26 protein-coding genes are annotated in these 26,232 nt (G+C 72.9%); 11 read left to right on the top strand and 15 right to left on the bottom strand.

Annotated features, from left to right (window positions below):
- Window positions 1-25: 25 nt before the first annotated feature.
- On the bottom strand, window positions 26-1,780 hold the full coding sequence (locus NOCJ54_RS0108560) for a hydroxysqualene dehydroxylase (protein WP_028655169.1): 1,755 nt from the start codon (window positions 1,778-1,780) through the stop codon (window positions 26-28).
- Between the two features lie 141 nt (window positions 1,781-1,921).
- Between NOCJ54_RS0108560 and NOCJ54_RS0108555 the strand changes: the two genes are divergently transcribed.
- On the top strand, window positions 1,922-2,569 hold the full coding sequence (locus tag NOCJ54_RS0108555; protein ID WP_036517323.1) for a TetR/AcrR family transcriptional regulator: 648 nt from the start codon (window positions 1,922-1,924) through the stop codon (window positions 2,567-2,569).
- Between the two features lie 4 nt (window positions 2,570-2,573).
- Here NOCJ54_RS0108555 and NOCJ54_RS0108550 read toward each other — a convergent pair whose 3' ends face one another.
- The gene (locus tag NOCJ54_RS0108550; RefSeq protein ID WP_028655167.1) at window positions 2,574-3,419 is read right to left on the bottom strand and encodes a GNAT family N-acetyltransferase; all 846 of its coding nucleotides are present in this window, start codon (window positions 3,417-3,419) and stop codon (window positions 2,574-2,576) included.
- Here NOCJ54_RS0108550 and NOCJ54_RS28940 point away from each other — a divergent pair.
- The gene (locus tag NOCJ54_RS28940) at window positions 3,306-4,277 is read left to right on the top strand and encodes a homocysteine S-methyltransferase family protein (protein ID WP_084255000.1); all 972 of its coding nucleotides are present in this window, start codon (window positions 3,306-3,308) and stop codon (window positions 4,275-4,277) included. The genes NOCJ54_RS0108550 and NOCJ54_RS28940 overlap by 114 nt on opposite strands.
- A 4-nt stretch (window positions 4,278-4,281) precedes the next feature.
- Here NOCJ54_RS28940 and ispG read toward each other — a convergent pair whose 3' ends face one another.
- The 3 genes from ispG to dxr are packed head-to-tail and all read right to left on the bottom strand — an operon-like array spanning window position 4,282 to window position 7,923.
- Window positions 4,282-5,433, bottom strand: coding sequence for a flavodoxin-dependent (E)-4-hydroxy-3-methylbut-2-enyl-diphosphate synthase (gene ispG / locus NOCJ54_RS0108540; RefSeq protein ID WP_028655166.1), 1,152 nt, complete (start codon window positions 5,431-5,433; stop codon window positions 4,282-4,284).
- A gap of 31 nt (window positions 5,434-5,464) precedes the next feature.
- Window positions 5,465-6,823, bottom strand: coding sequence for a M50 family metallopeptidase (locus NOCJ54_RS0108535; protein ID WP_315897773.1), 1,359 nt, complete (start codon window positions 6,821-6,823; stop codon window positions 5,465-5,467).
- Window positions 6,820-7,923, bottom strand: a complete 1,104-nt coding sequence (gene dxr, locus NOCJ54_RS24665) for a 1-deoxy-D-xylulose-5-phosphate reductoisomerase (RefSeq protein ID WP_036517318.1) — start codon at window positions 7,921-7,923, stop codon at window positions 6,820-6,822. Before dxr ends, NOCJ54_RS0108535 begins: the two co-directional genes overlap by 4 nt.
- 83 nt (window positions 7,924-8,006) lie before the next feature.
- On the opposite strand from dxr, the gene NOCJ54_RS28135 reads away from it, so the two are divergent.
- Entirely contained in the window at window positions 8,007-9,221 is a 1,215-nt protein-coding gene (locus NOCJ54_RS28135) for a polysaccharide deacetylase family protein (RefSeq protein ID WP_084254993.1), read from the top strand.
- On the opposite strand, the gene meaB is transcribed toward NOCJ54_RS28135, so the two are convergent.
- Together meaB and NOCJ54_RS0108515 are read right to left on the bottom strand one after the other, a co-directional pair.
- Window positions 9,211-10,191, bottom strand: a complete 981-nt coding sequence (gene meaB / locus NOCJ54_RS0108520) for a methylmalonyl Co-A mutase-associated GTPase MeaB (protein WP_232221723.1) — start codon at window positions 10,189-10,191, stop codon at window positions 9,211-9,213. The genes NOCJ54_RS28135 and meaB overlap by 11 nt on opposite strands.
- Before the next feature lie 14 nt (window positions 10,192-10,205).
- On the bottom strand, window positions 10,206-11,405 hold the full coding sequence (locus tag NOCJ54_RS0108515; protein ID WP_028655163.1) for an acetyl-CoA C-acetyltransferase: 1,200 nt from the start codon (window positions 11,403-11,405) through the stop codon (window positions 10,206-10,208).
- Between the two features lie 140 nt (window positions 11,406-11,545).
- Here NOCJ54_RS0108515 and mce point away from each other — a divergent pair, with 140 nt between their 5' ends.
- Window positions 11,546-11,998, top strand: coding sequence for a methylmalonyl-CoA epimerase (gene mce / locus NOCJ54_RS0108510; protein WP_028655162.1), 453 nt, complete (start codon window positions 11,546-11,548; stop codon window positions 11,996-11,998).
- A 25-nt stretch (window positions 11,999-12,023) separates the two neighbouring features.
- Here mce and NOCJ54_RS0108505 read toward each other — a convergent pair whose 3' ends face one another.
- Genes NOCJ54_RS0108505 through NOCJ54_RS0108495 form a run of 3 tightly spaced genes read right to left on the bottom strand, consistent with a single transcriptional unit; the run spans window position 12,024 to window position 14,295 of the window.
- Window positions 12,024-12,875 (bottom strand): biotin-dependent carboxyltransferase family protein, encoded by an 852-nt coding sequence (locus NOCJ54_RS0108505; RefSeq protein WP_051485626.1) that lies wholly within the window; start codon window positions 12,873-12,875, stop codon window positions 12,024-12,026.
- Window positions 12,872-13,537, bottom strand: a complete 666-nt coding sequence (locus NOCJ54_RS0108500) for a 5-oxoprolinase subunit B family protein (RefSeq protein WP_028655160.1) — start codon at window positions 13,535-13,537, stop codon at window positions 12,872-12,874. The genes NOCJ54_RS0108505 and NOCJ54_RS0108500 overlap by 4 nt, the downstream gene beginning before the upstream one ends.
- Window positions 13,534-14,295 (bottom strand): LamB/YcsF family protein, encoded by a 762-nt coding sequence (locus NOCJ54_RS0108495; RefSeq protein WP_232221722.1) that lies wholly within the window; start codon window positions 14,293-14,295, stop codon window positions 13,534-13,536. The genes NOCJ54_RS0108500 and NOCJ54_RS0108495 overlap by 4 nt, the downstream gene beginning before the upstream one ends.
- A 180-nt stretch (window positions 14,296-14,475) precedes the next feature.
- Here NOCJ54_RS0108495 and ccrA point away from each other — a divergent pair, with 180 nt between their 5' ends.
- From ccrA to NOCJ54_RS24650, 3 genes are all read left to right on the top strand, one after another.
- Complete coding sequence (gene ccrA, locus NOCJ54_RS0108490; RefSeq protein WP_028655158.1) at window positions 14,476-15,816, top strand: crotonyl-CoA carboxylase/reductase; 1,341 nt, start codon at window positions 14,476-14,478, stop codon at window positions 15,814-15,816.
- Window positions 15,817-15,986: 170 nt separating this feature from the next.
- Window positions 15,987-17,243, top strand: a complete 1,257-nt coding sequence (locus NOCJ54_RS24655; protein ID WP_036517316.1) for a hypothetical protein — start codon at window positions 15,987-15,989, stop codon at window positions 17,241-17,243.
- Window positions 17,240-18,415 carry an AI-2E family transporter gene (locus NOCJ54_RS24650; protein WP_232221721.1) on the top strand — a complete coding sequence of 392 codons (1,176 nt, stop codon included), beginning with the start codon at window positions 17,240-17,242 and terminating at the stop codon, window positions 18,413-18,415. The genes NOCJ54_RS24655 and NOCJ54_RS24650 overlap by 4 nt, the downstream gene beginning before the upstream one ends.
- Before the next feature lie 16 nt (window positions 18,416-18,431).
- Here the strand turns inward: NOCJ54_RS24650 and NOCJ54_RS24645 are convergent, their stop codons facing one another.
- The gene (locus tag NOCJ54_RS24645; protein ID WP_051485625.1) at window positions 18,432-19,397 is read right to left on the bottom strand and encodes an EamA family transporter; all 966 of its coding nucleotides are present in this window, start codon (window positions 19,395-19,397) and stop codon (window positions 18,432-18,434) included.
- Between the two features lie 39 nt (window positions 19,398-19,436).
- Between NOCJ54_RS24645 and NOCJ54_RS0108470 the strand changes: the two genes are divergently transcribed.
- Both NOCJ54_RS0108470 and NOCJ54_RS0108465 read left to right on the top strand, forming a co-directional pair.
- Window positions 19,437-19,985, top strand: coding sequence for a CGNR zinc finger domain-containing protein (locus tag NOCJ54_RS0108470; RefSeq protein WP_028655157.1), 549 nt, complete (start codon window positions 19,437-19,439; stop codon window positions 19,983-19,985).
- Between the two features lie 41 nt (window positions 19,986-20,026).
- Entirely contained in the window at window positions 20,027-21,187 is a 1,161-nt protein-coding gene (locus NOCJ54_RS0108465) for an endonuclease (protein WP_232221720.1), read from the top strand.
- A gap of 17 nt (window positions 21,188-21,204) precedes the next feature.
- Here the strand turns inward: NOCJ54_RS0108465 and NOCJ54_RS0108460 are convergent, their stop codons facing one another.
- The 3 genes from NOCJ54_RS0108460 to NOCJ54_RS24640 all read right to left on the bottom strand — a co-directional run bounded on the left by NOCJ54_RS0108460 (window position 21,205) and on the right by NOCJ54_RS24640 (window position 23,646).
- On the bottom strand, window positions 21,205-21,993 hold the full coding sequence (locus NOCJ54_RS0108460; protein WP_028655155.1) for an alpha/beta fold hydrolase: 789 nt from the start codon (window positions 21,991-21,993) through the stop codon (window positions 21,205-21,207).
- Window positions 21,994-22,024: 31 nt separating this feature from the next.
- On the bottom strand, window positions 22,025-23,191 hold the full coding sequence (locus NOCJ54_RS0108455) for a 3-hydroxyacyl-CoA dehydrogenase NAD-binding domain-containing protein (RefSeq protein WP_028655154.1): 1,167 nt from the start codon (window positions 23,189-23,191) through the stop codon (window positions 22,025-22,027).
- A 107-nt stretch (window positions 23,192-23,298) separates the two neighbouring features.
- Window positions 23,299-23,646, bottom strand: a complete 348-nt coding sequence (locus tag NOCJ54_RS24640) for a DUF167 domain-containing protein (protein ID WP_198020158.1) — start codon at window positions 23,644-23,646, stop codon at window positions 23,299-23,301.
- A gap of 25 nt (window positions 23,647-23,671) precedes the next feature.
- Here NOCJ54_RS24640 and nucS point away from each other — a divergent pair, with 25 nt between their 5' ends.
- The gene (gene nucS, locus NOCJ54_RS0108445; RefSeq protein WP_028655153.1) at window positions 23,672-24,370 is read left to right on the top strand and encodes an endonuclease NucS; all 699 of its coding nucleotides are present in this window, start codon (window positions 23,672-23,674) and stop codon (window positions 24,368-24,370) included.
- 12 nt (window positions 24,371-24,382) lie between these two features.
- Here nucS and NOCJ54_RS24635 read toward each other — a convergent pair whose 3' ends face one another.
- On the bottom strand, window positions 24,383-25,579 hold the full coding sequence (locus tag NOCJ54_RS24635) for an LCP family protein (RefSeq protein WP_051485624.1): 1,197 nt from the start codon (window positions 25,577-25,579) through the stop codon (window positions 24,383-24,385).
- Window positions 25,580-25,629: 50 nt separating this feature from the next.
- Here NOCJ54_RS24635 and NOCJ54_RS28935 point away from each other — a divergent pair, with 50 nt between their 5' ends.
- Window positions 25,630-26,232 (top strand): DUF952 domain-containing protein, encoded by a 603-nt coding sequence (locus NOCJ54_RS28935; RefSeq protein WP_084254991.1) that lies wholly within the window; start codon window positions 25,630-25,632, stop codon window positions 26,230-26,232.

Here is a 26,232-nt window from a genome sequence, read left to right as displayed (position 1 = left end):
GTCACCCCGGTGGCTCCCCGCCGGCTCAGCCCAGGTCGAGCACGTTGCGCATGCCGAGCTTGTAGAGCAGCCGGTCGGTGGCCTTGAGCGCGGCGAACTCCGGCGGGTCGTAGAGCGTGAAGGTCCGCACCCGCGGCGCCGTGGAGCGGGACTCGTCGAGGATCGCGTTCACGGCATGCCGCGCCGCCTCGTTGGCGCCCTCCATCGTCGCGAGGTCGATGTCGGTCTGCACGAAGTCCCCGCTCATCAGCAGGTTGGGGATCTTCGTCCGGGCGGTGGGGCGGCTGCTCCACGAGTCGACGGTGTTGACCAGCAGCGGGGTCTCGTTGGAGTTGCGCCGGTTCGCCGCGTCCCACTGCACGCCGGGGTCGAGGAACCACGAGTGCACGATCTCGTCGGGCAGCTGGTCGCCGGCGGTGTGGTGCTCCTTGATCTGCGCCCAGACCTCGGCGGCGATCTCGTCGGCGGTGCACTCCTTGGCCGTCTTGCCGTAGAGGATGCCCTTCGCGTCCCAGTTGGAGATGTCGACGGAGAGGATGTCGACGACCTCCCCGTCGCCGTAGTCGCGGGCGACGACGCGGTCGGCCCAGAACTGGCCCTGGGTCAGCGCGGTCAGCGACCACGGCGAGTCGATGAAGGTGATGTGGCCCTTGGTGATGTCGACGTGCTCGCGCAGGAAGTACTGGATGCCCACCATCCAGTCGGTCTTGAGCGCGGACATCTTCGCCAGGCCCGGGTCGAGGGCGAGCACGTTCGAGGTGAGGGTGGGGACGACCCGCTCGACGGGCATCGCGCTGACGAACCAGTCCGCCTCGACCCTGCTGGTGGCGCCCGTGACCGTGTCGCGCAGCACGGCGGCGGTGACCCGGCCGCCGGCGGTCTCGTAGCGGACCAGGGCCTGGCCGCTGACGAAGCGCACACCCAGCCCGCGCAGGTGGATCATCCACGGGTCGATCCACGCCTCGTTGGTCGGCAGGTCGAGCACGCGGTCGAGCGCTCCGTCGTTGCCGCGGCCCATGATGTTGTAGACGAACGCCTCGCCCATGTTGCCGATCGTGCGCGTGCTGGCGATGGTCTCCTTGGCCGCGACGAGGTTGCGGGTGAGCCCGGCAGCGAGGATCTTCTGGTAGGGCTGCGAGCGCTTCCCCGCGCCGACGAAGTCCCACCAGCTCACCTTCTCCCACTGCCCCATCCGGCGTTCGTCGCAGCTGGTGAGGAAGACGAGCAGCCGCTCGACGAAGTAGACGAGCTCGTGGGCCGGCACGGCGTGGCCGCCGAGGTTGTCCACCAGGAAGCGGCGCAGGCCGTCGACGGTGAGCAGCTGCACCGGGTCGGGCCCGATGCCGAAGACGAAGGCGTCGCCGCGGTCCCCGGCCCGCAGGAACTTGCCGCCCGTGGCGGCGACCAGGTTGTCGCCGACGGTGCCGGAGCCGAACGGGATGCGTCGCATCGTGTCGGGGACGTGGTGGTAGAAGCCGGGGAAGAACCGGAAGCCGTGCTCGCCCGGCAGGTCGGCGCGGCCGCCGGACCCGGTGCCGGGGACCGGGATCGACCGGGCCTTGCCGCCCCAGGCCGACGGCTCGAACACGGTGACCGAGAAGCCGCGCTCGACGAGCTCGTGCGCGGCGGTGAGCCCGGCCATCCCGCCGCCGAGGACGACGGCGTCCTTGCCGGGCGTGGCGGCGAACGCCGGCGCCAGGCCGGTGCTCGCCAGGGCGGCCCCGGCGCCGGCGGCGACCGACGAGCTCAGGAGGGTACGGCGGTCGAGGCGGTGCGTCATCTGTTCTCCCCATGGACGCCAACCGACACAGGTGTCGGTTGCTGTTGGGCACCGAGTATCGTGACTGCCGTTGCACCGGTCAAGGCCCGCCGCCGCACGAGCCGACACCGGTGTGGGAAGCGGACCCAGCGAGGAGGTGACGTGGCGACCACCGACACCGTGCGCCGCCGGCTGCGCGGCCCCGACCGCCGGCAGCGGATCGTGGCCTCGGCCGTCGAGGTCTTCGCCGAGCGCGGGTACGACGCCACGTCGGTCGGCGAGGTCGCGGCCGCCGCCGGCGTCACCCGCACCGTCCTCTACGACCACTTCCGCTCCAAGCGCGAGCTCTACCTGCACGTGCTCGAGGTCGAGAACGCCGCGATGCTCGCCGAGGTCGGCTCGGGCATCACCGGCTCGGGCCTCGCCGGGTCCGGCGCCGGGGAGGACCGGCTGCGGGCGACCGTCGCCGCCTACCTGACGTTCGCGCACGAGCGCCCGGCCGCCCGCCGGCTGCTCGTCGACCCGGTGCCGACCGGCGACGCCCAGCTCGACCAGGTGATCGCGGCCTACCGCTCCGCGCGGGTCCAGGCGGTGACCGCCATGCTCGCCCCCGACCTGACCCGCGCCGGCGTCGTCGCCGGGTCGACGACCGCGGCCGTGGTCGTCGAGCTGCTCATCGCCGGCGTCGACGGCGTCGCCCGCTGGTGGCAGGAGCACCCGTCGAGCACGCTCGAGGAGGTCACCGACACCGCCTCGCGGCTGATCTGGAAGGGCCTCCCCCGCGTCGAGCCCCGGGTCGAGCGGCCCTAGCGGGTCAGAACATCACGGTCGCGAAGCGACAGGTCTCCACGAAGCCGACCCGCTCGTAGACCGCGCGCGCGGCGTGGTTCCAGTCGTTGACGTAGAGCGAGACCGTCGGCGCGATCCGGGCGCGGACCTGGTGCACCACGGCCGCCATGCCCGCCGACGCCAGCCCCTCGCCGCGGCGGTGCGGCGGCACCCACACGCCCTGCACCTGCGCGGCGTGCTCGGTGGCGCAGGCGACCTCGGCCTTGAAGACGAGCTCGTCGCCGTCGTACCGGACGAAGGACCAGCCGCGGCCGATCAGCTGGGCGACCCGGGCGCGGTAGAGGTCTCCCCCGCCGTGCGCCTCGGGCGAGACCCCGACCTCCTCGGTGTACATCGCGACGCAGGCCGGGTAGAGCGAACCGATGTCGGACTGCACGCCGGCGCGGACCCCCGGGTCGGGGGCGACCAGCGGCGGTCCGGAGATCTCCATGTGCCGCTGGTCCCAGCGGGCGTCCCGCGGCTCGCCCCAGGCCGGGGCGACCTCGTCCCAGAACGGACGCACGGCGCTCTGCGGGCCGACGATCGTCGAGGCGGTACGGCGCCGCGCCAGCGCCCGCTCGGCGAAGGCGGCAGCGTCCTCGGGGCTGGCCTGGACCGGCACCAGGTTGGCGGCGACGTGGCACGCGGCGACGAGCCGGCCGGCCTCGAACCGCCCCCACATCTCGCCACCGAGCCAGCGCGGCTCGAGGTTCGTCGTGTGCGCGCGGTGGAGGGCGAACACGTTGACGACGGGGTCCTGGTTGGCCAGGTCCAGGAAGGCGGGCAGGTCGGCGCTCGCCAGGACGCGCACGCCGTGCCGGGTCGTCAACACGTAGGGAGCCTATGCCCTCGGCGGCCCGGAATTGATGACGGGACACGGTGCCGGTCCGCGACACACACTGGACGCTCCCCCAGCGACACCCAGCGACCTGTCCGAGGGGGGTGCCTCGATGGTGGCACGACACGTGACCGACGGAGGTCTGGAGACCGACCTCATCTTCCTGCGCGGGCCAACCCCGACCACGCCGCGCTCCTCGGGTACGACGCCGCGGCGCTCGACCGGGTCAACCGCCAGTCCGTCGAGTTCCTGGCCGACGTGGCCGGCGAGCGTTCCGACGAGCTGGTCGGCTGGGAGGTCGGCGGCATGCTCGGCCCGCGCGGCGACGGCTACGCGACAGCCGGGCCGGTCGACCTGGACGTGGCAGCGGACTACCACCGCCCGCAGCTGGAGTCCTTCCGGGCGGCCGGGGCGAGCCGCGCGACCGTGCTCACCCTCACCGAGGTCGGGGAGGCGATCGGCGTCGCCCGCGCAGCCGCCGACGTGGGCATCCCGGCCGCGATCGGCTTCACCGTCGAGACCGACGGCCGGCTGCCCGACGGCACCAGCCTCGCCTCGGCGATCGAGCAGGTCGACGCGGTCGCCCCGCCGGCGTACTTCCTCGTCAACTGCGCACACCCCAGCCACGTGCTGCGCGGGCTCGACGAGGGGCCGTGGCGCGACCGGGTCGGTGGCCTGCGGTGCAACGCCTCGACGATGAGCCACGCCGAGCTGGACGCGGCCGAGGAGCTCGACGGCGGCGACCCGGTGGCGCTCGCCGCCGACCAGCAGCCGCTGCTCGACGCCTTCGGCGACCTGGAGGTGCTCGGCGGCTGCTGCGGCACCGACGCGCGGCACGTGGCCGCGATGTGAGGCGTCAGCTGACCGAGACGCTGGGCTCCGCGCCCTCGACCGGCTCCATCGACTCGGCGATCTTCATCGCCTCCTCGATCAGGGTCTCGACGATCTCGGCCTCGGGGACGGTCTTGATGACCTCGCCCTTGACGAAGATCTGGCCCTTGCCGTTGCCCGACGCGACGCCGAGGTCGGCCTCGCGGGCCTCGCCCGGGCCGTTGACGACGCAGCCCATGACGGCCACGCGCAGCGGCACCTCGAGCCCGTCGAGGCCGGCGGTCACGCGCTCGGCGAGCGTGTAGACGTCGACCTGGGCGCGGCCGCAGGAGGGGCAGGAGACGATCTCGAGCTTGCGCGGGCGCAGGTTGAGCGACTGGAGGATCTGGATGCCGACCTTGACCTCCTCGACCGGCGGCGCGGACAGCGAGACGCGGATGGTGTCGCCGATGCCGCGCGAGAGGAGGGCACCGAAGGCGGTGGCCGACTTGATCGTGCCCTGGAAGGCGGGGCCGGCCTCGGTGACGCCGAGGTGCAGCGGCCAGTCGCCCTGCTCGGCGAGCAGCTCGTAGGCGTGCACCATCACGACGGGGTCGTTGTGCTTGACCGAGATCTTGAAGTCGCGGAAGCCGTGCTCCTCGAAGAGGCTGGCCTCCCACACGGCGGACTCCACGAGGGCCTCGGGCGTGGCCTTGCCGTACTTCTCCAGCAGCCGCTTGTCGAGGGAGCCGGCGTTGACGCCGATCCGGATCGACGTGCCGTGGTCCTGGGCCGCCTTCGCGATCTCCTTGACCTGGTCGTCGAACTTCTTGATGTTGCCGGGGTTGACCCGCACCGCCGCGCAGCCGGCCTCGATGGCCTGGAAGACGTACTTCGGCTGGAAGTGGATGTCGGCGATGACCGGGATCTGGCTGTGCTGGGCGATCTCGGCGAGCGCGTCGGCGTCGTCCTGGCTCGGGCAGGCGACCCGGACGATGTCGCAGCCGGCGGCGGTGAGCTCGGCGATCTGCTGCAGCGTGCTGTTGACGTCGGCGGTGAGCGTCGTCGTCATCGACTGCACCGAGATCGGGTGGTCGCTGCCGACGCCGACCTTGCCCACCCGGATCTGGCGGGTCTGGCGGCGGGGAGCGAGCACCGGCGGCGGCGCGGCCGGCATGCCCAGGCTGATCGACGTCATGGCCTCAAGGTTAGTCCGCGGGGCCTCGAGATCAGGATTCGAGGTGGAGCGGCACCACGAGGTCGCCGACGATCAGCACCACGCCCATGACCAGCAGCGCCGACGCCACGACGTACGCGACGGGGAGCAGCTTGGCGGCGTCGACGTAGCCCGGGTCGGGGCGACGGCGCAGGCGGGCCAGCCCGCGCCGCGCGGCCTCCCACAGGGCGCTGGCGATGTGACCGCCGTCGAGGGGCAGCAGCGGCACGAAGTTGAACATGCCGATGAAGAAGTTGAAGCCGGCGATGAGCATCAGCAGCGAGACGAGCTTGTCGTTGACGCTGATCTCGTCGTGCGAGGCGACCTCGCCCGCGAGGCGGCCACCACCGACGACGCTGACCGGGCCCAGCGGGTCGCGCTCCTCGAGCCCGACGATGGCCTGCGCGACGTCCCAGACCTTGGCCGGGAGCGTGGCCAGCGCCTCGACGACGTCGACGGTCATGTGGCCCATCTGGCCGACCGTGTAGAACACCCCGCCCGTGGTCGGCTCGATGCGCGGGCTGACGCCGAGGAAGCCGATCTCCTCGTCGACGACCTGGCCGGCCTCGTCGGGCGGGCGGACGGTCGTCTTCGTCGCGATGGTCACCCGCTCGCCGTCACGCTCGACGACGACGGTGGCCTGCTTCGTGCCGTTGGCGCGGACCAGGTCCTGCATCTGGTCCCAGCTGGTGATCGCGGTGCCGTTGAAGGAGACCATCCGGTCGCCCGGCTCGATGCCCGCGGCGTACGCCGGGGTGGGCTGGTCGCGGATCTCCTCCTCGGTGCAGACCTCGCCGGACTCGTCGGCGGGCTTCACGCAGGCGTGCACGACCTCGACGGTGGTCTCGACCTTCGGGTCGCCAGCGTTGCCGTAGGTCGCGAACACCGCGGCGAACACGCCGAACGCGATGAGGATGTTCACCGTGGGCCCACCGGCCATCACGACGACCTTCTTCCACCACGGCAGCTTGTAGAACAGCCGCTCGGAGTCCTCCGGGCCGACCAGCTCCCACTCGGCCGCGCGGGCGTCGGAGATCAGCTGGGTGAACATCCCGGTGTTGGACTTGCGCACCCGGAAGACCTGGTTGCCGTCGGCGTCGCGCTCGACCTCCTCGACGAGGTCCTCCGCCGCCGGGGGCAGCATGCCGACGATCTTGACGTAGCCGCCGAGCGGGATCGCCTTGACGCCGTACTCGGTCTCGCCGACCTGCTTGCTCCACACGGTGGGGCCGAAGCCGATGAAGTACTGGGTGACCTTCCCGCCGAACTTCTTGGCGGGGATCATGTGGCCGAGCTCGTGCAGGCCGATGGACGCCAGGATCGCCACCGCGAAGATGACGACGCCGAGGGTGTAGAGAAGTACGGAGATCACGGTCGGTTGGCTGTCCTCGGTGCGATGGTGCGGGCAGCAGCCTCGCGCGCCCACGCGTCGGCCGCGAGGACGTCGTCGAGCGAGACCTGCTGCTCCGAGGGTACGTCGTGGGCGGCAACCACGTCCCCGACTACGTCGACAATGCCGGTGAAGGCCAGCTCACCGCGCCGGAAGGCGTCGACGGCGACCTCGTTGGCCGCGTTGTAGACGGCGGGCGCGGTGCCGCCGCGCTCCCCCGCGGCCCGGGCCAGGGCGACGGCCGGGAAGGCCTCGTCGTCGAGCGGGAGGAACTCCCACGTCTCGCGGCGGGTCCAGTCGACGGCCGGCGCCGCGTCAGGCACCCGGTCGGGCCAGGCCAGGCCGAGCGCGATCGGGATCAGCATGGTCGGCGGGCTGGCCTGGACCAGCGTCGAGCCGTCGACGAACTCGACCATCGAGTGCACCACGCTCGTGGGGTGCACCACGACCTCGATCCGGTCGTAGGGGATGCCGAAGAGCAGGTGTGCCTCGATCACCTCCAGGCCCTTGTTGACCAGGGTCGCGGAGTTGATGGTGATGACCGGGCCCATGTCCCAGGTCGGGTGGGCGAGCGCCTGGCCGGGCGTCACCCCGGCCAGCTCGTCGCGGCTGCGGCCGCGGAAGGGCCCGCCGCTGGCGGTGAGCACCAGCCGGCGCACCTCCTCCGGCGTGCCACCGCGCAGGCACTGGGCGAGCGCGCTGTGCTCGGAGTCGACCGGGACGATCTGGCCGGGTCGCGCCCGCTCCAGCACGAGCGGGCCCCCCATCACCAGCGACTCCTTGTTGGCCAGGGCCAGGGTGGCGCCGGCGTCGAGTGCGGCGAGGGTGGGCCGCAGCCCGACCGCGCCGGTGATCCCGTTGAGGACGACGTCACACTCCTGCTGCGCCGCCTCGACGCTCGCCTCCTCCCCCAGGCCGTGGAAGCGCGGGGAGAGCTCCGCGACCTGCTGCTCGAACAGGTCGGGGTTGCTGCCACCCGCGGTCAGGCCGACCACGCGGAACCGGTCGGGGTTGGCCCGCACCAGGTCGAGCGCCTGCGTGCCGATCGAACCGGTGGACCCGAGGATGACGACGTCCTTCACACCGGCATCCTCTCAGCGGGACCCGGCCAGACACACTTCGGGACGTCCCACGAAGAGGGCCCACCAACCTTCATAGTTGCTCCGTGCTTCCACCCCGTGCCCGCACGGAGGTCACGGGACGGAGACTCGGTTCCGCCTGTGCCGCCGCCGTGCTGCTCCCCCTGGTCCTGGCCCTCGGCCTCGGTACGACGCCGGTGCCGCCCTCGTCGTCCGCCGAGCCGGGCGCCTCGACCGAGGGCGCGGTCCTCGCCGCGGGGTCGCCGGCCGCCGCGGGCTCGACGGGGTCCACGACCACCCGGCGCCGGGCGGCCACCCGCCGCTGCAAGGGGCGGGTCGCCCTGACCTTCGACGACGGTCCTGTGCCCGGCACCACCACGCGCCTGCTGCGGGTCCTGCGCCGCCACGACGTCCCCGCGACCTTCTTCGTGGTCGGCCGGCGCGTGCGCGAGCACCCGGAGCTGGTCCGCGCGATCGAGCGCAACGGGCACCTCGTCGCCAACCACACCTGGGCGCACGAGCAGCTCACCGCCCGCTCGGACCGCGAGGTCCGCGCGACGGTCCACGGCACGCGGCGCGCGCTGCAGCGCGCCGGCGTGGCGCCGACCCGGCTGGTGCGTCCGCCGTACGGCTCGATCAACCCGCGAGTGCGCCGGGTGCTGGTGCGGGCCGGCTTCGTCCCCGTGCTGTGGAGCATCGACTCCAACGACTGGGCGAACGGGTCGGCCGACCAGATCGCCGGGCGCATCCTGCGCGGCCTTCGCCCGGGGCCGAACGTGGTGCTGCAGCACGACGGCGTGAACCGCTCGCCCATCTCCGTCGACGCGGTGGCCACGGTGGTCCGCCGCGCGAAGCGCCGCGGCTACTGCTTCACCGCGCTGGACGAGAAGGGTCGTCCGGGCTTCCACACGCCGGACGTGTCGGTGACGGTGACCCCGGTCGTCGAGGGCCGCACCGCCGTCGCCACCGTCCGCCTGGCCGGCGAGGCCGGTCGGGACACCTCGGTCCGACTGACGGTGCGCTCCGGCACGGCCCGGGTCGGCACCGACCTGCCGGCACGCACCACCCGCGTGGCCATCCCCGCCGGGCGGCGCTACGCACGGGTGAAGATCCCGACGACCGCCGACGGCACCGTGGAGCCGGTCGAGCGCGCCAGCGTCGAGATCGACGCCCCGCAGGGCGTGCGCATCGCGGGCGGCACGGCGAGCCTCGAGATCCTGCCGCCGGGCACGACCCGCACCGAGCGGGTCTCGCGCGGCGCCGCACCGGACCGCGTCTGGGAGCCGGCCGTCAGGCGGTGAGCACCTCCGCGGCGGAGTGCGGGTCGGTCTCGCCAGCCACCACGGCCGCAGCCAGCTCCTCGAGCCGGTCCCCCTCGCCGACGCCGCCCCAGCGACGGCGCAGCACGGTGAGCGCGAGGGTCTCGATCTCGTTGCGCGCCCGGCGCAGCCGCCGGCGGTGCAGCTCGCCGCTCTCCCGCAGCCAGGCGCCGTGCTCCTCCAGCGCGTCGACGACGTCGGCGACCCCGTCGCCCGTGGACGCCACGGTCTTCAGCACCGGCGGGCGCCACGCGCCCTCACGCCGCTCGGCGAGGCCGAGCATCGAGCGCAGGTCGCGCCGCACCTTGTCCGCCCCCTCGCGGTCGGACTTGTTGACGACGTAGAGGTCGCCGATCTCGAGGATCCCCGCCTTCGCGGCCTGGATGCCGTCGCCCATGCCGGGCGCGAGCAGGACGACCGTGGAGTCGGCCTGGCCGGCCACCTCGACCTCGCTCTGGCCGACCCCGACGGTCTCGACCAGCACGTAGTCGAAGCCCGCGGCGTCGAGGACCCGCAGCACCTGCGGCGTGGTCCACGCGAGGCCGCCGAGGTGGCCGCGCGCCGCCATCGAGCGGATGAAGACGCCGGGGTCGAGCACGTGGTCGCCCATCCGGATCCGGTCGCCGAGCAGGGCACCGCCGGAGAACGGCGACGACGGGTCGACGGCCAGCACCGCGACCCGCTGGTCGCGGCGGCGCAGCTCCCCGATCAGCGCGTTGGTGGACGTGGACTTCCCCACGCCGGGGGCGCCGGTCAGCCCGACGATCCGCGCGTGGCCGGTGTGCGGCGCCAGGGCGCGCATCAGCTCCGGCAGCAGCGGTGACTCGTCCTCGACCTGGGACACCAGGCGTCCGACCGAGCGCGGGTCGCCGGCCCGCGCCTTCTCCACGAGTGCAGGAACGGCCGCCGCGGTGATCCCGCGACGGCCGCCCTGGTTGCCTGCTCCGGGCAAGTCGTTCCCGTCGATCAGCTGGCGGGGACCCGGATGACGAGCGCGTCGCCCTGGCCGCCACCGCCGCAGAGGGCGGCCGCGCCGAGGCCGCCGCCGCGGCGCTTGAGCTCGAGGGCGAGGTGCAGCGTGATGCGCGCACCCGAGGCGCCGAGCGGGTGGCCGATGGCGATGGCGCCGCCGTTGACGTTGACCTTCTCGTCGTCGAGGCCGAGCGCACGGGCCGACTCGATGCCGACGGCGGCGAAGGCCTCGTTGAACTCGACCAGGTCGAGGTCCTCGGCGCTCAGGCCGGCCTTGTCGAGCGCCTTCTTCGTGGCGTTCGCGGGCTGCATCTGCAGCGTCGAGTCCGGACCGGCCACCTGGCCGTGGCTGACGATCTCGGCGAGGATCGGCAGGCCGAGCTCCTCGGCCTTCTTCTTGCTCGTGACGACGACCGCGGCCGCGCCGTCGGAGATCTGCGAGGCCGAGCCGGCGGTGATCGTGCCGTTCTTGGAGAACGCCGGGCGCAGGCCCGCGAGCGACTCGGCGGTGGTGTCGCCGCGCACACCCTCGTCCTGGGTGATGACGATCGGGTCGCCCTTGCGCTGCGGGATGCTGACCGGGACGATCTCCTCGTCGAAGACGCCGTTCTTCTGCGCGGCCGCGGCACGCTGGTGCGAGCGGGCCGAGAACTCGTCCTGCTCCTCGCGGGTCAGCGGCGTGGTGCTGTCGGCGTTGTAGGCCTCGGTCAGGTTGCCCATGGCCTGCTGGGTGGCCTGGTCGTAGAGGGCGTCGTAGGCCATCGAGTCGACAAGCGCGGTGTCGCCGTACTTGAAGCCCTCGCGGCTCTTCGGCAGCAGGTGCGGGGCGTTGGTCATCGACTCGGTGCCGCCGGCGACCACGATGTCGGCCTCGCCGGCACGGATCAGCTGGTCGGCCTGGGCGATCGCGTTGATGCCCGAGAGGCACACCTTGTTGATGGTGATCGACGGGACGCTGGCCGGCAGGCCCGCCTTGAGGCCCGCGGTGCGGGCGGGGTTCTGGCCGCAACCGGCCTGGAGGACCTGTCCGACGATGAGGTAGTCGACCTGGTCACCGGAGACACCGGCCTTCTCCAGCGCGCCCTTGATCGCGACGCTGGCGAGGTCCGCGGCCGACAGGCTCTTGAGGCCGCCGAGGAGGCGACCGATGGGCGTACGGGCGCCGGCGACGATGACGCTGGGGTTGTCGGACATGCTTCCTCCGTGAGTGGAACGGGTCTGAACCTCTGCGACTCTACTCGCGGGTCACGAAGCGGGGCAGGGGGTCCAGCGTGCGGTCCGGTGAGTCCCTCGTCACAGCGGCGACACCTCCGCGAAACGGCACAATGGCGCGCATGAGCATCACTGACGGCGTCCCCACCCACCTCTTCACCGCCATCGACCACGTCGGCATCGCGGTGCCCGACCTCGACGAGGCGATCGCGTTCTACCGCGACAACTTCGGCATGCACGTCGCGCACGAGGAGACCAACGAGGAGCAGGGAGTCCGGGAGGCGATGGTCGCCGTCGGTGACACCGACTCGAAGATCCAGCTCCTCGCCCCGCTCAACGCCGAGTCGACGATCGCGAAGTTCATCGACCGCAGCGGCCCGGGCCTCCAGCAGCTCGCCTACCGCGTCACGGACCTCGACCAGGTCTCCGCGATCCTGCGCGAGCGCGGCCTGCGCCTGCTCTACCCGGAGGCCAGGCGCGGCACGGCCAACAGCCGGATCAACTTCGTGCACCCCAAGGACGCCGGCGGCGTCCTCGTCGAGCTGGTCGAGCCGGCCGCCGACGCCGCCCACTGACCCCCGGCCGACGCGCTGCCGCTGGTCACGCCCAGCGGAGGCGGACCTCCTCGCCCGGCCGCAGCTGGGCGAGGCGGTCCGCGTCGGCGTCCACGACCACCCCCACGACCGGGTAGCCACCGGTGACCGGGTGGTCGGGGCCGAACACCACGGGGTGACCGTCCGGCGGGAGCTGGACCGCCCCCCGCAGCGCGCCCTCGCTGGGCAGCTCCCCCTTCCCCGGCACGACGGCCAGCGGGTCGCCCTCGAGCCGCAGCCCGACCCGGTCGCTGGCCGCGCCGACCCGCCACGTGCGGGAGACGAGGGCGTCCGGGTCGACCGCCCAGTCGTCGCGGGGGCCTCGCACGACCCGCACCACCGGCCGGTCGTCGTACGACGCGGGCGGGACGGCATCGACCAGCATGTCCCCCGCGACCGCGTCCCCCACCGGCAGCCGGTCGCCCGGCCGCACCGGCTCCGGGCCCAGCCCTGCGAGGGTGTCGCGCGAGCGCGACCCCAGCAGCGGCGGCACGTCGATCCCGCCGCGCACGGACAGGTAGCTGCGCAGCCCCGACGGCGGCGTCCCCAGGCGCAGCCGCTGCCCGGGCCGCAGCGCGACGACCGCACCCGTCGGCTCCGCCCGCCCGTCGACGGTCAACGGGGCCGGCGCCCCGGTGACGCAGGCCCAGACCACGCCGGTCGCCTCGACCTCGAGCCCGCCGAGCACCACCTCCAGGGCCGCCGCGTCGTCGGCGTTGCCGAGCAACCGCCTCCCCAGCGCGTACGACGACCGGTCGGCCGCGCCCGCGACGCCGACACCGATCGCGGCGTGGCCGGGCCGGCCGGCGTCCTGCACGAGGCAGGGTCCCCCGACGGCGTGGACCACCAGCGCGCTCACCGGGCCTCGAACCTCACCCTCAGGCCGGCCGCGAGCAGTGCCGGCGGGTCGCGGTCGAGGTCCCACAGCACGACGTCGGTGCGCCCCACCAGCTGCCAGCCGCCGGGCGAGGCGCGCGGGTAGACCCCGCTGAACTCCCCGGCGAGGCCGACCGACCCCGCGGGCACGGTGGTGCGAGGCCGGCCCCGACGCGGCACCCGCAGCCGCGGGTCGCCGCCGACGAGGTAGGCGAAGCCCGGCGCGAAGCCGCCGAACGCCACCGTCCACGGCGTCCCGGTGTGCGCGGCCACCACCCCGTCCTCCCCCAGCCCGGTCAGCTCCCCGACCTCGGCCAGGTCCGGGCCGTCGTACACGACCGGGATGGTGACCTCCTGATGCACCGGCTGCTGCGTCGGCTGCTGCGTCGACTGCGGTAGTCCCTGACGAAAAGCACCGTCCGCCGGCGTGTCGCGGTGCTTCTCGTCAGGGACTACCGCCCGAAGCCGCTCGAGGGGCACCCCGCGGCGGGCGACCAGCAGGACGGTGCGGGCGCCGGGAACGACGTCGTCGAGCAGGGCGGTGGCGGCGGGGTCGGCGCGGAGGGCGGCCGCGGTGGCCACCGCCTCGCTGGTGTCGGCGAGCTCGAGCAGGAGCCCGCGGTCGCCGTACGGGAGGACCCTCATCCGAACGCCGCGACCGGGACCGAGGCGGCCTCCAGCGCGGCCCGCACCGCGGCCGCGAGGGCGGGCGCGCCGGGCGAGTCGCCGTGGACGCACAGCGACCGGACCTCGCCGGAGGTGGCGAGCCGGACGGCCTGCTCGGCGGCCGCGGCCGGGTCGGTGAGCACCGCGCCCGGCTCCGAGCGCGGCACCAGGCCGCCGTCGGGGAGGTAGGCCCGGTCGGCGAAGCCCTCGCCGACGGCCTCGAGGCCTGCGGCGCGGACGGTGTCGAGGAAGGGCGAGCCGGCCAGCCCGAGCACCGGCAGTCCGCCGAAGGCCTGCACCGCGCGGACCACCGCCTCCGCCTGGGCCGGGTGCTGCGACACCGCGTGGTAGAGCGCGCCGTGCGGCTTGAGGTAGGCGACCCGGGTGCCGGCCGCACGGGCGATCGCGTCGAGCGCGCCGAGCTGGTAGAGCACGTCGGCCTCGAGCTCGGCGGGCGGCACGTCGACGAAGCGGCGGCCGAACCCCGCGAGGTCGCGGTAGCCGACCTGGGCCCCGACCACGACGCCGTGGGTGGAGGCGAGCTCGCAGGTGCGGCGCAGCGCGAGGGGGTCCCCGGCGTGGAAGCCGCACGCGACGTTGGCGCTGCTCAGGTGCGGCAGGAGGGCCTCGTCGTCGCCGAGCTGCCAGCGCCCGAACGACTCCCCCACGTCGGCGTTGAGGTCCACGCCGCTCGATGGCGTGCCAGACGTGGACGGGCGACCCGGATGCGACGTCACGGCCCTATGGTGGCCCATCAGGAGCGCCGCCGAGCCCAGGACGGTGCAGGCGCCGCGGTGAGATGCCCGTCACGGAACCGCCATGAGGTGGTTACCGATGGGTAATGTTCGCGGCGGCCGTATTGCCACCTGAGCCGCCCCGTTCCGGGGCCGCCACCAGATCCCAGGGAGACGACGACCGTGCAGCACATCCTCGATGCGATCCAGGCCGAAGACACCTCGTCGGAGGACTTCGCCAACCTCGAGCTTCCCGAGTCCTACCGCGCCGTGACGGTGCACAAGGACGAGGTCGACATGTTCGAGGGCGTTCCCTCGAAGGAGAAGGACCCGCGCAAGTCCCTGCACGTCGACGAGGTAGCGCTGCCCGAGCTCGGCCCGGGCGAGGCGTTCGTGGCCGTCATGGCCTCCGCGATCAACTACAACACCGTGTGGACCTCGATCTTCGAGCCCGTCTCCACCTTCGGCTTCCTCGAGCGCTACGGCCGCGAGTCCGAGCTCGGCGCCCGGCACAACCTGCCCTACCACGTCGTCGGCTCCGACCTGTCCGGCGTCGTGCTCAAGGTCGGCCCCGGCGTGACCAAGTGGAAGCCGGGCGACCGCGTCGTCGCCCACTGCCTCTCCGTCGAGCTCGAGGCCCCCGACGGCCACAACGACACGATGCTCGACCCCTCGCAGCGCATCTGGGGCTTCGAGACCAACTTCGGCGGCCTCGCCGACGTCGCGATGGTCAAGGCCAACCAGCTCATGCCCAAGCCCGAGCACCTCACCTGGGAGGAGGCCGCCTCCCCCGGCCTGGTGAACTGCACCGCCTACCGCCAGCTCGTCTCGGCCAACGGCGGCAACATGAAGCAGGGCGACAACGTCCTGATCTGGGGCGCCTCCGGCGGCCTCGGGGGCTTCGCCACCCAGTACGCCCTCAACGGCGGCGCGAACCCGATCTGCGTGGTCTCCAACGAGGAGAAGGCCCAGATCGTGCGCAACATGGGCGCCGACAAGGTGATCAACCGCTCCGAGATGGACTTCAAGTTCTGGAACGAGGACGGCACCAAGCAGAACCCCAAGGAGTGGCAGCGCCTGGGCAAGGCGATCCGCGAGCTCACCGGCGGCGAGGACATCGACATCGTCTTCGAGCACCCGGGCCGTGAGACCTTCGGCGCCTCGGTCTACGTCACCCGCAAGGGCGGCACGATCACCACCTGTGCGTCGACCTCGGGCTACATGCACGAGTACGACAACCGCTACCTGTGGATGAACCTCAAGAAGATCATCTCCAGCCACTTCGCCAACTACCGCGAGTCGTGGGAGGCCAACCGCCTCATCGCGCAGGGCAAGATCCACCCGACCCTGTCGAAGACCTACACCCTCGAGGAGACCGGCCAGGCCGCCCTCGACGTGCACCACAACAAGCACCAGGGCAAGGTCGGCGTCCTGTGCCTGGCCCCGCAGGAGGGCCTCGGCGTGAAGGACACCGAGCTCCGCGAGCAGCACATCGACAAGATCAACCTGTTCCGCGGCATCTGAGTCCACCGCCGCAGGACGACCCGGGAGGCCGGCGCAGCACGCGCCGGCCTCCCGCGATTTTTGCCGCTCCCCCGGGCGGGCCGGGCTGGGAAACCTCAGGTCCATCGGGGATCATGGGGGCCGAGCATCCCCCCACCACCACGCACCACGAGCCAGGAGGCTCCGTCCCCATGAGCGACCAGGGTCTGTCCATCTTCGACGACGAGCCCAGCACCCCCGAGGAGTCCACGCCTGTGACGACCAAGTCCGCCGACGAGGAGCCGACCCAGGTCATCCCGGCGACCCGTGAGACGCCGGCAGCCCGCCCCCAGGCCGCCGCCTCCGACCGACCGACCCCCAGCCAGCCCGACCGCGCCGCCGCGACCTCGCCCCGGCCGGCGAGCTCGCGCAGCGCGCACGCAGCGTCCCCGCGCCCGGTCGGCTTCACCGCGCCGGCCGGCGGCCTGCCGATCGTGCGCAAGGGCGGTTACGACCGCGACGCCGTCGACGCCCAGATCCGCCAGCTCTCCTCGGAGAAGGCGACCCTGGGCGCCAGCCTCGCCGAGTCCGAGCAGCGCGTGATCGAGCTCGAGCAGGAGCTGGCCAAGGTCAAGGCCGAGCTCGCCGAGATGGACAACCCGTCGTACGCCGGCCTCGGCGGCCGCGCCAGCGCGATGCTGCGCCTCGCCGAGGAGGAGGCCGCGGAGATCCGCGCCACCGCGGAGGCCGACGCCACCGAGATCCGCGAGCAGGCGACCCGCGACGCCAAGGCGATCCGCGCCGAGGCGACCCGCGAGGCCGACGACATGCGTGCCGTCCAGCTGCGCGAGCTGGAGGAGAACCGCACCCGCCTGCTCGCCGACGCCGAGCAGGAGCGCACCCTGGCCCGCGCCGAGTCCGAGGACACCCTCGCCGCGGCGAAGCGCGAGGCCGACCAGGTCCGCCTCGCCGCCCAGCAGGAGGCCTCGGAGCTGCGCAGCCAGGCCCAGCGCGAGATCGAGCAGGCCCGCGCGGCCGTCGACCGCGAGGTCCAGGAGGCCCGCCGGGCCCTGGCCGTGGAGAAGGAGCGCCTCGCCCGCGAGGCCACCGACCACCACAACAGCGCCGTCGCCGAGACCCGCCGCCTCGTCGAGGAGGCCGAGCAGCGCGCCGCGGCCGCCGAGGCCCGCCGCACCGAGGCCAGCAAGCAGGCCGCCGAGACGCGTGCGGCCGCGCAGTCGGAGTCCGAGGGCGTGCTCGCGCGGGCCCGCCGCGAGGCCGAGCAGATCGTCGCGTCGGCCAAGGCCCAGGCCGAGGCGATCACCGCGTCGAGCAACTCCGAGGTCGAGCGTGAGATCGCCGCCCGCCGCGCCGAGCTCGACCGGCTCACCAAGCGCCGGGCCTCCATCACCGCCCAGCTCTCCTCGCTCGCCGACCTGGTCGCCGGCTTCGGCGAGGACGAGAGTTGAGCCACCCCGACGACACTGCGACCGGCCACCCCGACGACCTCGACACCGAGGTCGACGGGGTGGCCGAGCACGGTGGGGTCGATCCCGCCGCGCCGACCGCCGGCGACGGCGAGGAGGCGACGTACGGCCAGATCGGCGAGCCCTTCGACCGGCGCTCGCCCTTCTACTACGGCTTCGTCGGGGCGCTCGGCGCGCTGAGCGCGTGGTGGCTCTTCCAGGCCGTCGCAGGCATCGGCTCGGTGCTGATGCTCGTCGTCGTCTCGTTCTTCCTCGCTGCGGGCCTCAACCCCGCGGTGGAGTTCCTCCAGCGCCGCGGCCTGCGCCGCTCGATCGCGGTCACCACGGTGATCGTGATGGCGCTGGGCACGGTCGCGCTGTTCGTGGTCGCGATCGTGCCGGTGATCACCGACCAGGTGCAGTCGATCACCAGCAACGCGCCCGGCTGGCTGGACCAGCTCCAGGAGAACAAGCGGATCCAGGAGCTGAACCGCGAGTACGACATCATCGACAAGCTCAAGGAGAAGATCACCGACGAGAACTTCGTCACCGCGCTCTTCGGTGGCGCCCTCGGCTTCGGGCTGAAGATCGTCTCGGCGCTCTTCAACCTCTTCGTGATCGTCGTCCTGACGCTCTACTTCCTCGCGTCGCTGAAGACCACCACTCACGCGATCTACCGCCTCGCGCCGGCCTCGCGCCGCGACCGGGTCACCCGGCTCGGCGACAAGGTGATCAGCAACATCGGCGGCTACGTCTCCGGGGCGTTCATCGTGGCCCTCTGCGCCGGCCTGACGTCGCTGGTGTTCTTGTGGTTCACCCCGATCGGGGAGTACGCCGTCGCCCTGGCCTTCGTCGTCGCGGTGCTCGACGTGATCCCGATGATCGGTGCCACCCTGGGCGCCGTCGTGGTGAGCGCGATCGCGTTCGCCACCGACTTCAAGACCGGCATCGCCTGCGTCATCTTCTACGTGGTCTACCAGCAGTTCGAGAACTACGTGATCTACCCGCGGGTGATGAGCAAGTCGGTCGACCTGCCGGGCGCGGTCATCGTGATCGCTGCCCTGGTCGGCACCGCCCTGCTCGGGGTGGTCGGCGCCCTGCTCGCGATCCCCGCTGCGGCGGCGGTGCTGCTGGTCGTGCGCGAGGTCGTGGTGAAGCGGCAGGACCTGCGCTAGCCGGTCAGGCGGCCGGTCAGGTGAGCACCGGCTCCTCGTGCTCGACCGTGCGCTCGCCCAGCTTCACGCCGACGACACCGGCGAGGATGAGCACGCCGCCCAGCAGCTGCACGACGCCGGGGAGCTGGCCGAGCAGCACCCACGCCCACAGCACGGCCAGCACGACCTCGCTCAGCGCGACGAACGACGCCAGGCGCGAGCCGAGGCGCCGGATCGCGGCGATGCCGGTGCCGTAGGCCAGCGCGGCGGTGACCAGGCCGAGGGCGAGGACGGCCACCCACGGCGCGACCTCGACGCCGGCGTACTCCACGTGGGTGGAGGCCGACGCGACCGGCATCAGGCCCACCAGTCCCAGCAGGCCCAGGAAGAGGCCGCCCACGACGAGGCCGCCCGTGGCCAGCGCCATCGGCGGCAGCCCGCTGCGGTCGTCGGCGGAGATGATGAAGTACGCCGCCGCCCCGACCATCGCGCCCAGCGCCCACGCCGCACCGACCAGGTCGAAGTCGGCGCCCGAGAACAGGTCGAGGACCAGCAGCAGGCCGATGGCCGCGACGACCGCACCGCCGATCGTCAGCGCGCCGGGGCGCTCGCCGTGGGCCAGCCACATCCACAGCACGACGGCCGCGGGGGCGGTGTACTCGATGAGCAGCGCCGGCCCGACCTCCATGGTCCGCACCGCGGAGAAGTAGCAGAACTGGGCGCCGGCGACGGCCAGGACGCCGTAGAGGACGACGGTCGGCAGCGCCGGCCGGAGCAGGCCCCACCGCCCGCGCATCGCGCGCAGTCCGAGCGGCAGCACGGCGAGGGCACCGACGGCGATGCGCAGCAGGACGATGCCACCCGCGCTCCAGCCGCTGTCGAGGAGCGGCCGGGCGAAGGCGCCGGAGAGCCCAAAGGTGGCGGCGGAGACGAGCGCCAGGGCCAGTCCGGCTCCGGCGCCCCGGCGGCCCAGCCCCGAGGTGTCACGAGTCAACGTCGCCATGACTCATGACGATAGGCGGCGGTACAGTAACCTGTCAAAGTGGTCTTCACCCATGACACCGCCGTGTCCCTCCAGGCAGCCGTCACGCTGGTCAACTCCGACCTCGAGCCGGTCGGCCTGACCACGCCCGCCGAGCTCGGCGACTTCTACGCCGACTTCGGCTACACCGGCCGCCACGACGGCGACCAGGCCGAGGTCGACCAGGTCCGCGCCGTGATCCCCCGGCTGCGCGCGCTGCTCACCGCCGACCGCGACGAGGCGGTGCGGCTCCTCAACGAGATGCTCCGCGAGGCCCGCGCCCTCCCCCAGCTCCGGCGGCACGACGGCCTCGACTGGCACCTGCACGCGATCGACGCCGACCGGCCGCTGGCGGAGCGGATCGTGGTGGAGACCGCGATGGCGATGATCGACGTGGTCCGCGCCCACGAGATGTCCCGGCTGTCGACCTGCGCCGACGCGACCTGCGAGGGCATCGTCCTCGACCTGTCGCGCAACCGTTCCCGCCGGTTCTGCTCCACGACCTGCGGCAACCGCAACGCCGTCGCGGCCTACCGGGCCCGCCAGGCCGAGGAGGCTGCCGAGGGCTGACCTCTGGCGGTGCGGGCCGCGGCGGGTGGAGGATCCCTGTCATGACTCGCATGCTCGGGATGCGACGTCGCCGCACCGGCGCGCTCGCCCTCACCCTCGTCGCCCTCCCGCTCGCCCTCGCGCTGCTCGTCGCGCCCCGACCAGCGGTGTCGACCGCGGCGGCACCGATCAGCGTCAGCCAGGCCGTCGCCCGGCAGGACGGCTCGGTCGCCACCGTGCGCGGGTACGTCGTCGGGCAGCCGACCGCGACCACGACCGTCGTCACCAGCGGCTTCCCCAGCGACTACGCGATCGCGCTGGCCGACTCCCCCGGCACCACCGCGACCAGCCAGATGGTCTACGTGCAGGTCCCCTCGGCCTTCCGCTCCGGCTTCGGCCTGCGGTCGAACCCGTCGCTGCTCGGCAAGCAGGTCGACGTGACCGGCCGGCTCACGGCGTACTTCTCCCACGCCGGCCTCAAGGACGGCACCGCGTTCAGCGTGGTCGGCGGACCCGGGGGCGGCACCACCGACCCGGGCGTCCCCGCGGGCTACTACGACGCCGCCGCCGGCAAGACCGGCAGCGCCCTGGCCGCCGCGCTGCACGACATCATCGACGGCCACACCACGCTCAGCTACAGCCAGGTCTGGGAGGCGCTCGAGGTGACCGACGCCGACCCGGCGAGCTCCGTGAACGTCATCGAGTTCTACTCGGGGCGCTCGGTGCCGAAGAGCTCGAACGGCGGCGACCCCGACGACTGGAACCGCGAGCACACCTGGCCGCAGGGCCACGGCGGCTTCGGGACCAGCGCCGGCCCCGGCACCGACCTGCACCACCTGCGCCCCGAGGACGTGACGGTCAACTCCACCCGCGGCAACAAGGACTTCGACAACGGCGGGTCCGCGGTCGCGCAGTGCCCGGGGTGCTTCACCGACGCCGACTCCTTCGAGCCGCGCGACGCCGTCAAGGGCGACGTGGCACGCGGCCTGATGTACATGGCGGTGCGCTACGAGGGCGGCGACGGCTTCGCCGACCTCGAGCTCAACAACAGCACCAACGGCTCCACGCCCTACCTCGGCAAGATCTCGGTGCTGTTGGCCTGGCACGCAGCCGACCCCGTGTCGGCGGCCGAGCGCGCCCGCAACGACCGCATCCACGCCGACTACCAGGGCAACCGCAACCCGTTCGTCGACCACCCAGAGTACGCCGAGGCGATCTGGTAGGCCGCCGGGCGCGGCGCTCAGTCGCCGAGGAAGCGGCGCAGCACCTCGAGGAAGAGCTCGGGGCGCTCGGAGTGCAGCCAGTGGCCGGTGTCCTTGAGGGTGACCTTCCGGTTCCGCGGGAACCAGCGGTCCATCGCCTCGTCGTACTCCGGCCGGACGTAGCCGGACCGGGCGCCGGCCAGCCACAGCACCGGGCCGTCGTACGGCGGCAGGTCGGCCAGCTGCTCCTCGGGCCACGTGCTGATGACGTCGAGGTCGCGCTGCAGCACCTCGAGGTTGACCTGCCAGCTCCAGCCCTGGGGTGCCTCGGGGTCGCGGCGGAGGTTCTGCAGCAGAAAGGAGCGCACGGTCGCGTCCGGGACTGCCGGTTCGAGCAGCCGGTCGGCGTCGGAGCGGCGCTGGACCCGGCCCAGGTCCATGCCGCGCATCGCGTCGAAGTAGCCGGGGAACTCCCGGCCCTCGGGGTAGGTCACCGGCGAGATGTCGGCGACGCACAGCCGCTCGACCAGGTCGGGCCGGCGCAGCGCGAGGACCATGGCGACCTTGCCGCCCAGCGAGTGCCCGACGAGGGTGACGGGGTCGCCGCCGTCCGCGAGGACCTCGGCGACCTGGTCGGCCGCCTCGAGGAAGTCGAAGCGCTCCGACCACGGCGACCGGCCGTGGTGGGGCAGGTCGACGAGCTGCACCCGGTGCTGCCCGGCGAGCTGCTTGGCGACCTGGGTCCAGTTCTTGCCCTGGCCGAAGAGGCCGTGCAGGAACACCACACGGCTCCCGGCAGAGCCGAGAGCCGTGTGGTGAAGAGTCACGCGGGCACCCTATCGGGCACCACGGCGGGCCTCAGTAGGTGTGGAAGCCCTTGCCGGTCTTGCGGCCGAGCTCGCCGGCGGTGACCTTGTCCTCGAGGGTCTTCGCGGGGGCGAAGCCGGGCTCGCCGAACTCGCCGTGCAGCTCCTTCTGGATCGCCAGCGACACGTCGTTGCCGACCACGTCGAGCAGCTCGAAGGGACCCATCGGGAAGCCGGCGGTCTCCTTGATGGCGGCGTCGATGGTCGCCAGCTCCTCGCCGGACTCCGCCAGCTTCACGGCGTCGTTGAGGTAGGGGAAGAGCAGCAGGTTCACGATGAAGCCCGCGCGGTCGCCGGCGGAGACGCCGACCTTGCCGACCTTGGCGGTCAGCGCGCGGACGGTCTCGTCGACCTCGGCGGACGTCGCGGACGTGGTGATCACCTCGACCAGCTTCATGACCGGGGCCGGGTTGAAGAAGTGCATGCCGATGACGTCCTGCGGGCGGCCGGTGGCCTCGCCCAGCTTCGTGATCGGCAGCGACGAGGTCGTCGTGGCCAGGATGGCGCCCGGCTTGACGATCTTGTCCAGGTCCCGGAAGAGCTCGAGCTTGACCTCGAGGTCCTCGGCGATCGCCTCGACGACGATGTCGACGTCGGCGAGCGCGTCGCGCTCGAGGGCGCCGGTCAGGCGGCCGAGCAGGGCCTCCTTGTCGGCCTCGGTGCCCTTGCCCTTGGCGATCGCGCGGTCGAGGTTCTTGGTGATGTAGCCGACGACCCCGTCGAGCTTGTCCTGGCTGCGGCCGACGAAGACCACGTCGTAGCCGGCCTGCGCGAAGACCTGGACGATGCCCGAGGCCATCGTGCCGGTGCCGACCACGCCGACCCGGGTGATGTCGTGCTTGAGCTCGGGCGCGGCGCCGGCGCCGGCGGCCGCGGCCTCGTCGGCGAAGGTGCGGCCGTCGGCCGCCAGCTTCTCGAGCAGGTCCGCGGGCTGGTGCAGGTGGTCACCGGTCTCCGCGTAGCGGGCGGCGAGGCGGTCCCGGACCTCCGCGGCGCCGATCTCGTCCACGACGGTCAGCGGGCCCTTGGGGTAGCCGCAGCCGAAGCGCATGGCGGCGTCGATGTCGGCCACCGAGGCGTAGCCCGACTCGTAGGTGCGCACCGCATGGTTGAGGTACGGCAGCACCAGCGTGTTGAAGATCTGCTCGTTCGAGGTCATGCGCCGGATTCTGGCAGTCACCGGGGTCCAGTTCTACCCGTCGGTAACAATGTGGACACATCGAGACAGAGGTCACACCGCCGGCGCGCGCCTGCCCGCCGCCCGGCTCAGCGCCGGCGCTGCGAGGTGTCGACCCGGAGCAGCTTGGACCGCGAGGCCTGGCCCCGGACCAGCTCGACGGCCGAGCGGGGCACGCCCAGCTCCTTCGCCAGCCAGCGCACCAGCTCGTCGTTGGCGCGACCGTCCACGGGCGGCGAGGCCAGGCGGACCTTCAGCTCGGCACCGTCGGGCCCGGTCGGACCTGCCGCGCCGGTGCGCGAGGCGCCGGGCTGCACCCGCACCGAGAGCAGCCAGGTCGTCGTACCGGCGGGGTCGGCACCGGGGTGGGCACCGGGGTCGGCACCGGGTTCGGCACCGTCAGGACGCCACCACGGCTGCTGGGGCTCGATCTCCACGGGGCTGAGGGTATGTTGCTGCCCCGTGAGACTCGTCGTGGCGCGCTGCCAGGTGGACTACGCAGGGCGGTTGACCGCCCACCTGCCGATGGCGACGCGGGTCCTGATGCTCAAGGCCGACGGCTCGGTGCTGGTGCACTCCGACGGCGGCTCCTACAAGCCGCTGAACTGGATGTCGCCGCCGTGCACGGTGCGCGAGGGCACCACCGAGGACGGCAAGGTCGAGTGGACGGTCACCGCGCGGGCGCCGAAGGGACAGACCCCCGACACCCTGCGGATCCTCGTCGACGAGATCCTCCACGACAGCGAGCACGACCTCGGCATCGACCCGGGCCTGCAGAAGGACGGCGTCGAGAAGCACCTGCAGGAGCTTCTGGCCGAGCACCCCGCGACCCTCGCCGCCGGCCTGACCCTCGTCCGCCGCGAGTTCCCGACCGCGATCGGGCCGGTCGACCTGATGTGCCGCGACGGCGACGGGCTCAGCGTGGCGGTCGAGATCAAGCGGCGCGGCGAGATCGACGGCGTCGAGCAGCTCACCCGCTACCTCGAGCTGCTCAACCGCGACCCGCTGCTCACCAGCAAGGGACAGGTTCGCGGGATCTTCGCCGCCCAGGAGATCAAGCCGCAGGCCCGCGTCCTCGCCGAGGACCGTGGCATCACCTGCGCCGTCGTGGACTACGACGCGCTGCGCGGCATCGACAACGTCGAGGACCGGCTGTTCTGAACACCTGCAGGATCAACAGAGGCCGGGCGAGGCGGGCGGCTCGTCTGGCGTCCGGCTGTCCCCGCCGTCGGCGCCTGCTGGCCCTGAGGCGTCCGGGGTCCGGCTCGCGCCCCCGGAGGCGTCCGCACCCGACCCGGGAGTGCCGGCTGCGCGGCCACCGGCCGCACTGATCGCCTCGTCGAGGAACTCCGGCGTCAGCCGCTGGTCGTTGCGCACCAGCTCCCACAGCCGGTCGACGGCGTCGGTCCACTCCACGCGACCCTCCTGGGTCGTGGAGTACTCCCAGGGCGTGGTGACGAAGGAGATGTTGCCCAGCCCGATGCCCTGGAAGGAGCGGGCCAGGTCGGCGATCTGGGCGACGTTCTCGAAGTTGGTCGTCAGCGAGTCGGTGGTCGCGTTGACGAAGCCGACCAGCCGGTCCGGGCGGGCCAGCATCTGCGCTCGCATGGCCTCCTCGACCATCGAGGCCATGAACGCCTGCTGGCGCTTGATCCGCTGCGGGTCGGTGCCGTCGCCGCCGACGACGCCCTTGCGGACCCGGACGTAGCTGAGCGCCTCGTTGCCGCGGATCTCCCGGGTCCCGGCACGCAGGGTGATGCCGGCCTCCTCGTCCACGATGTCCTCGGGGATGCAGACCTCCACGCCGTCGAGCGCGTCCACCATCCCCTTGAAGCCGGCGAAGTCGACCACGACGTACTTGTGCGTGCGGATGCCGGTCACCTGCTCGAACTGCTGGATGGTGCACGCCGGTCCGCCGACCGCGTAGGCCTCGTTCCACATCGCGCCCGGCTTCGCCGACAGCACGGTGCCGTCGTCGAGCGTGCACTCGGGCCGGTCGACGAGCGTGTCGCGCGGGATGGAGATGCCGTAGGCGAAGCTGCGATCCGCCGAGAGGTGGAACAGCACGGTCGTGTCCGACCCGCCGCCACCCTCGCCGTCGATCCGGTTGCCCTTGCCGTCGCGGGTGTCGTCACCCATCACCAGGATGTTGACCTGCCCCTCGACGGCGTCGTCGGGCCGGTCGGAGAGCAGCGCGTCGAGGTCGCGGACATCGAGGTTGCCGTTCCAGTTCGCGTAGACCCACACCACCCCCACGCCGGTGAGCAGCCCGAGCGCGGCCAGCGTCGCCACGATCACCCGCGCGACCGTGCGACCGGGCTGGGCGGCCTTGCGCCTGCCGCGGCCCGCGCCTGCCGCACCGGAGCTCATGCCCACCACCGTAGGGAACATGGCAAGGGGCTGCTGGCAAGATCGCCGTCATGGCCACGATCTTCCACATCGCGCTCGCCTCGGAGTGGGCCGCAGCCCGGGAGGCCGGCGTCTACACGACGTCGACGCTCGGGCGGTCGCTGGCCGAGGAGGGATTCATCCACGCCAGCCGCGCGGACCAGTGGACGGGGGTGCGCGACCGGTTCTACGCCGACGTGTCCGAGCCGCTGGTGCTGCTGCAGGTCGACACCGACCTGCTCGACGTACCCGTCGTCGACGAGCCGCCGGCCCCCGGCGTCGAGGAGACCATCCCGCACATCTACGGCCGGTTGCCCGTCACGGCGGTGGTCCGGGCGATCCCGCTCTCCCCGGGCGCGCCCGCGGCTGCGCCGGAACCGGCTGCGCCCGCGCGTCCTGCCGCCCAGTCGGGCCCGGCTGCCGGCGGCGACAGCTTCTCGAAGGTGTTCCTGCTCGAGATGTACTTCAACGCTGCCGTGGCGAGCGTGGCGATCCTGCTCAGCGCGCTGGGGATTGCGATCGGCGTGGCGATCGGCGGCGACCGGGCGCCGGGCATCGGCGGGCTGGTCGGCCTCGCGGTCGGCGTGCTGGTGGCGGTCCGGGTCTACCGGCGCCGCCACCCGCGGGTGGCCTGA

It is taken from the genome of Nocardioides sp. J54, from assembly GCF_000519005.1.
In the GTDB taxonomy this organism is placed as follows: Bacteria; Actinomycetota; Actinomycetes; order Propionibacteriales; family Nocardioidaceae; genus Nocardioides.
The sequence above is the reverse complement of the archived record's forward strand: the minus strand, read 5'-3'. Positions and strand labels throughout refer to the sequence as shown.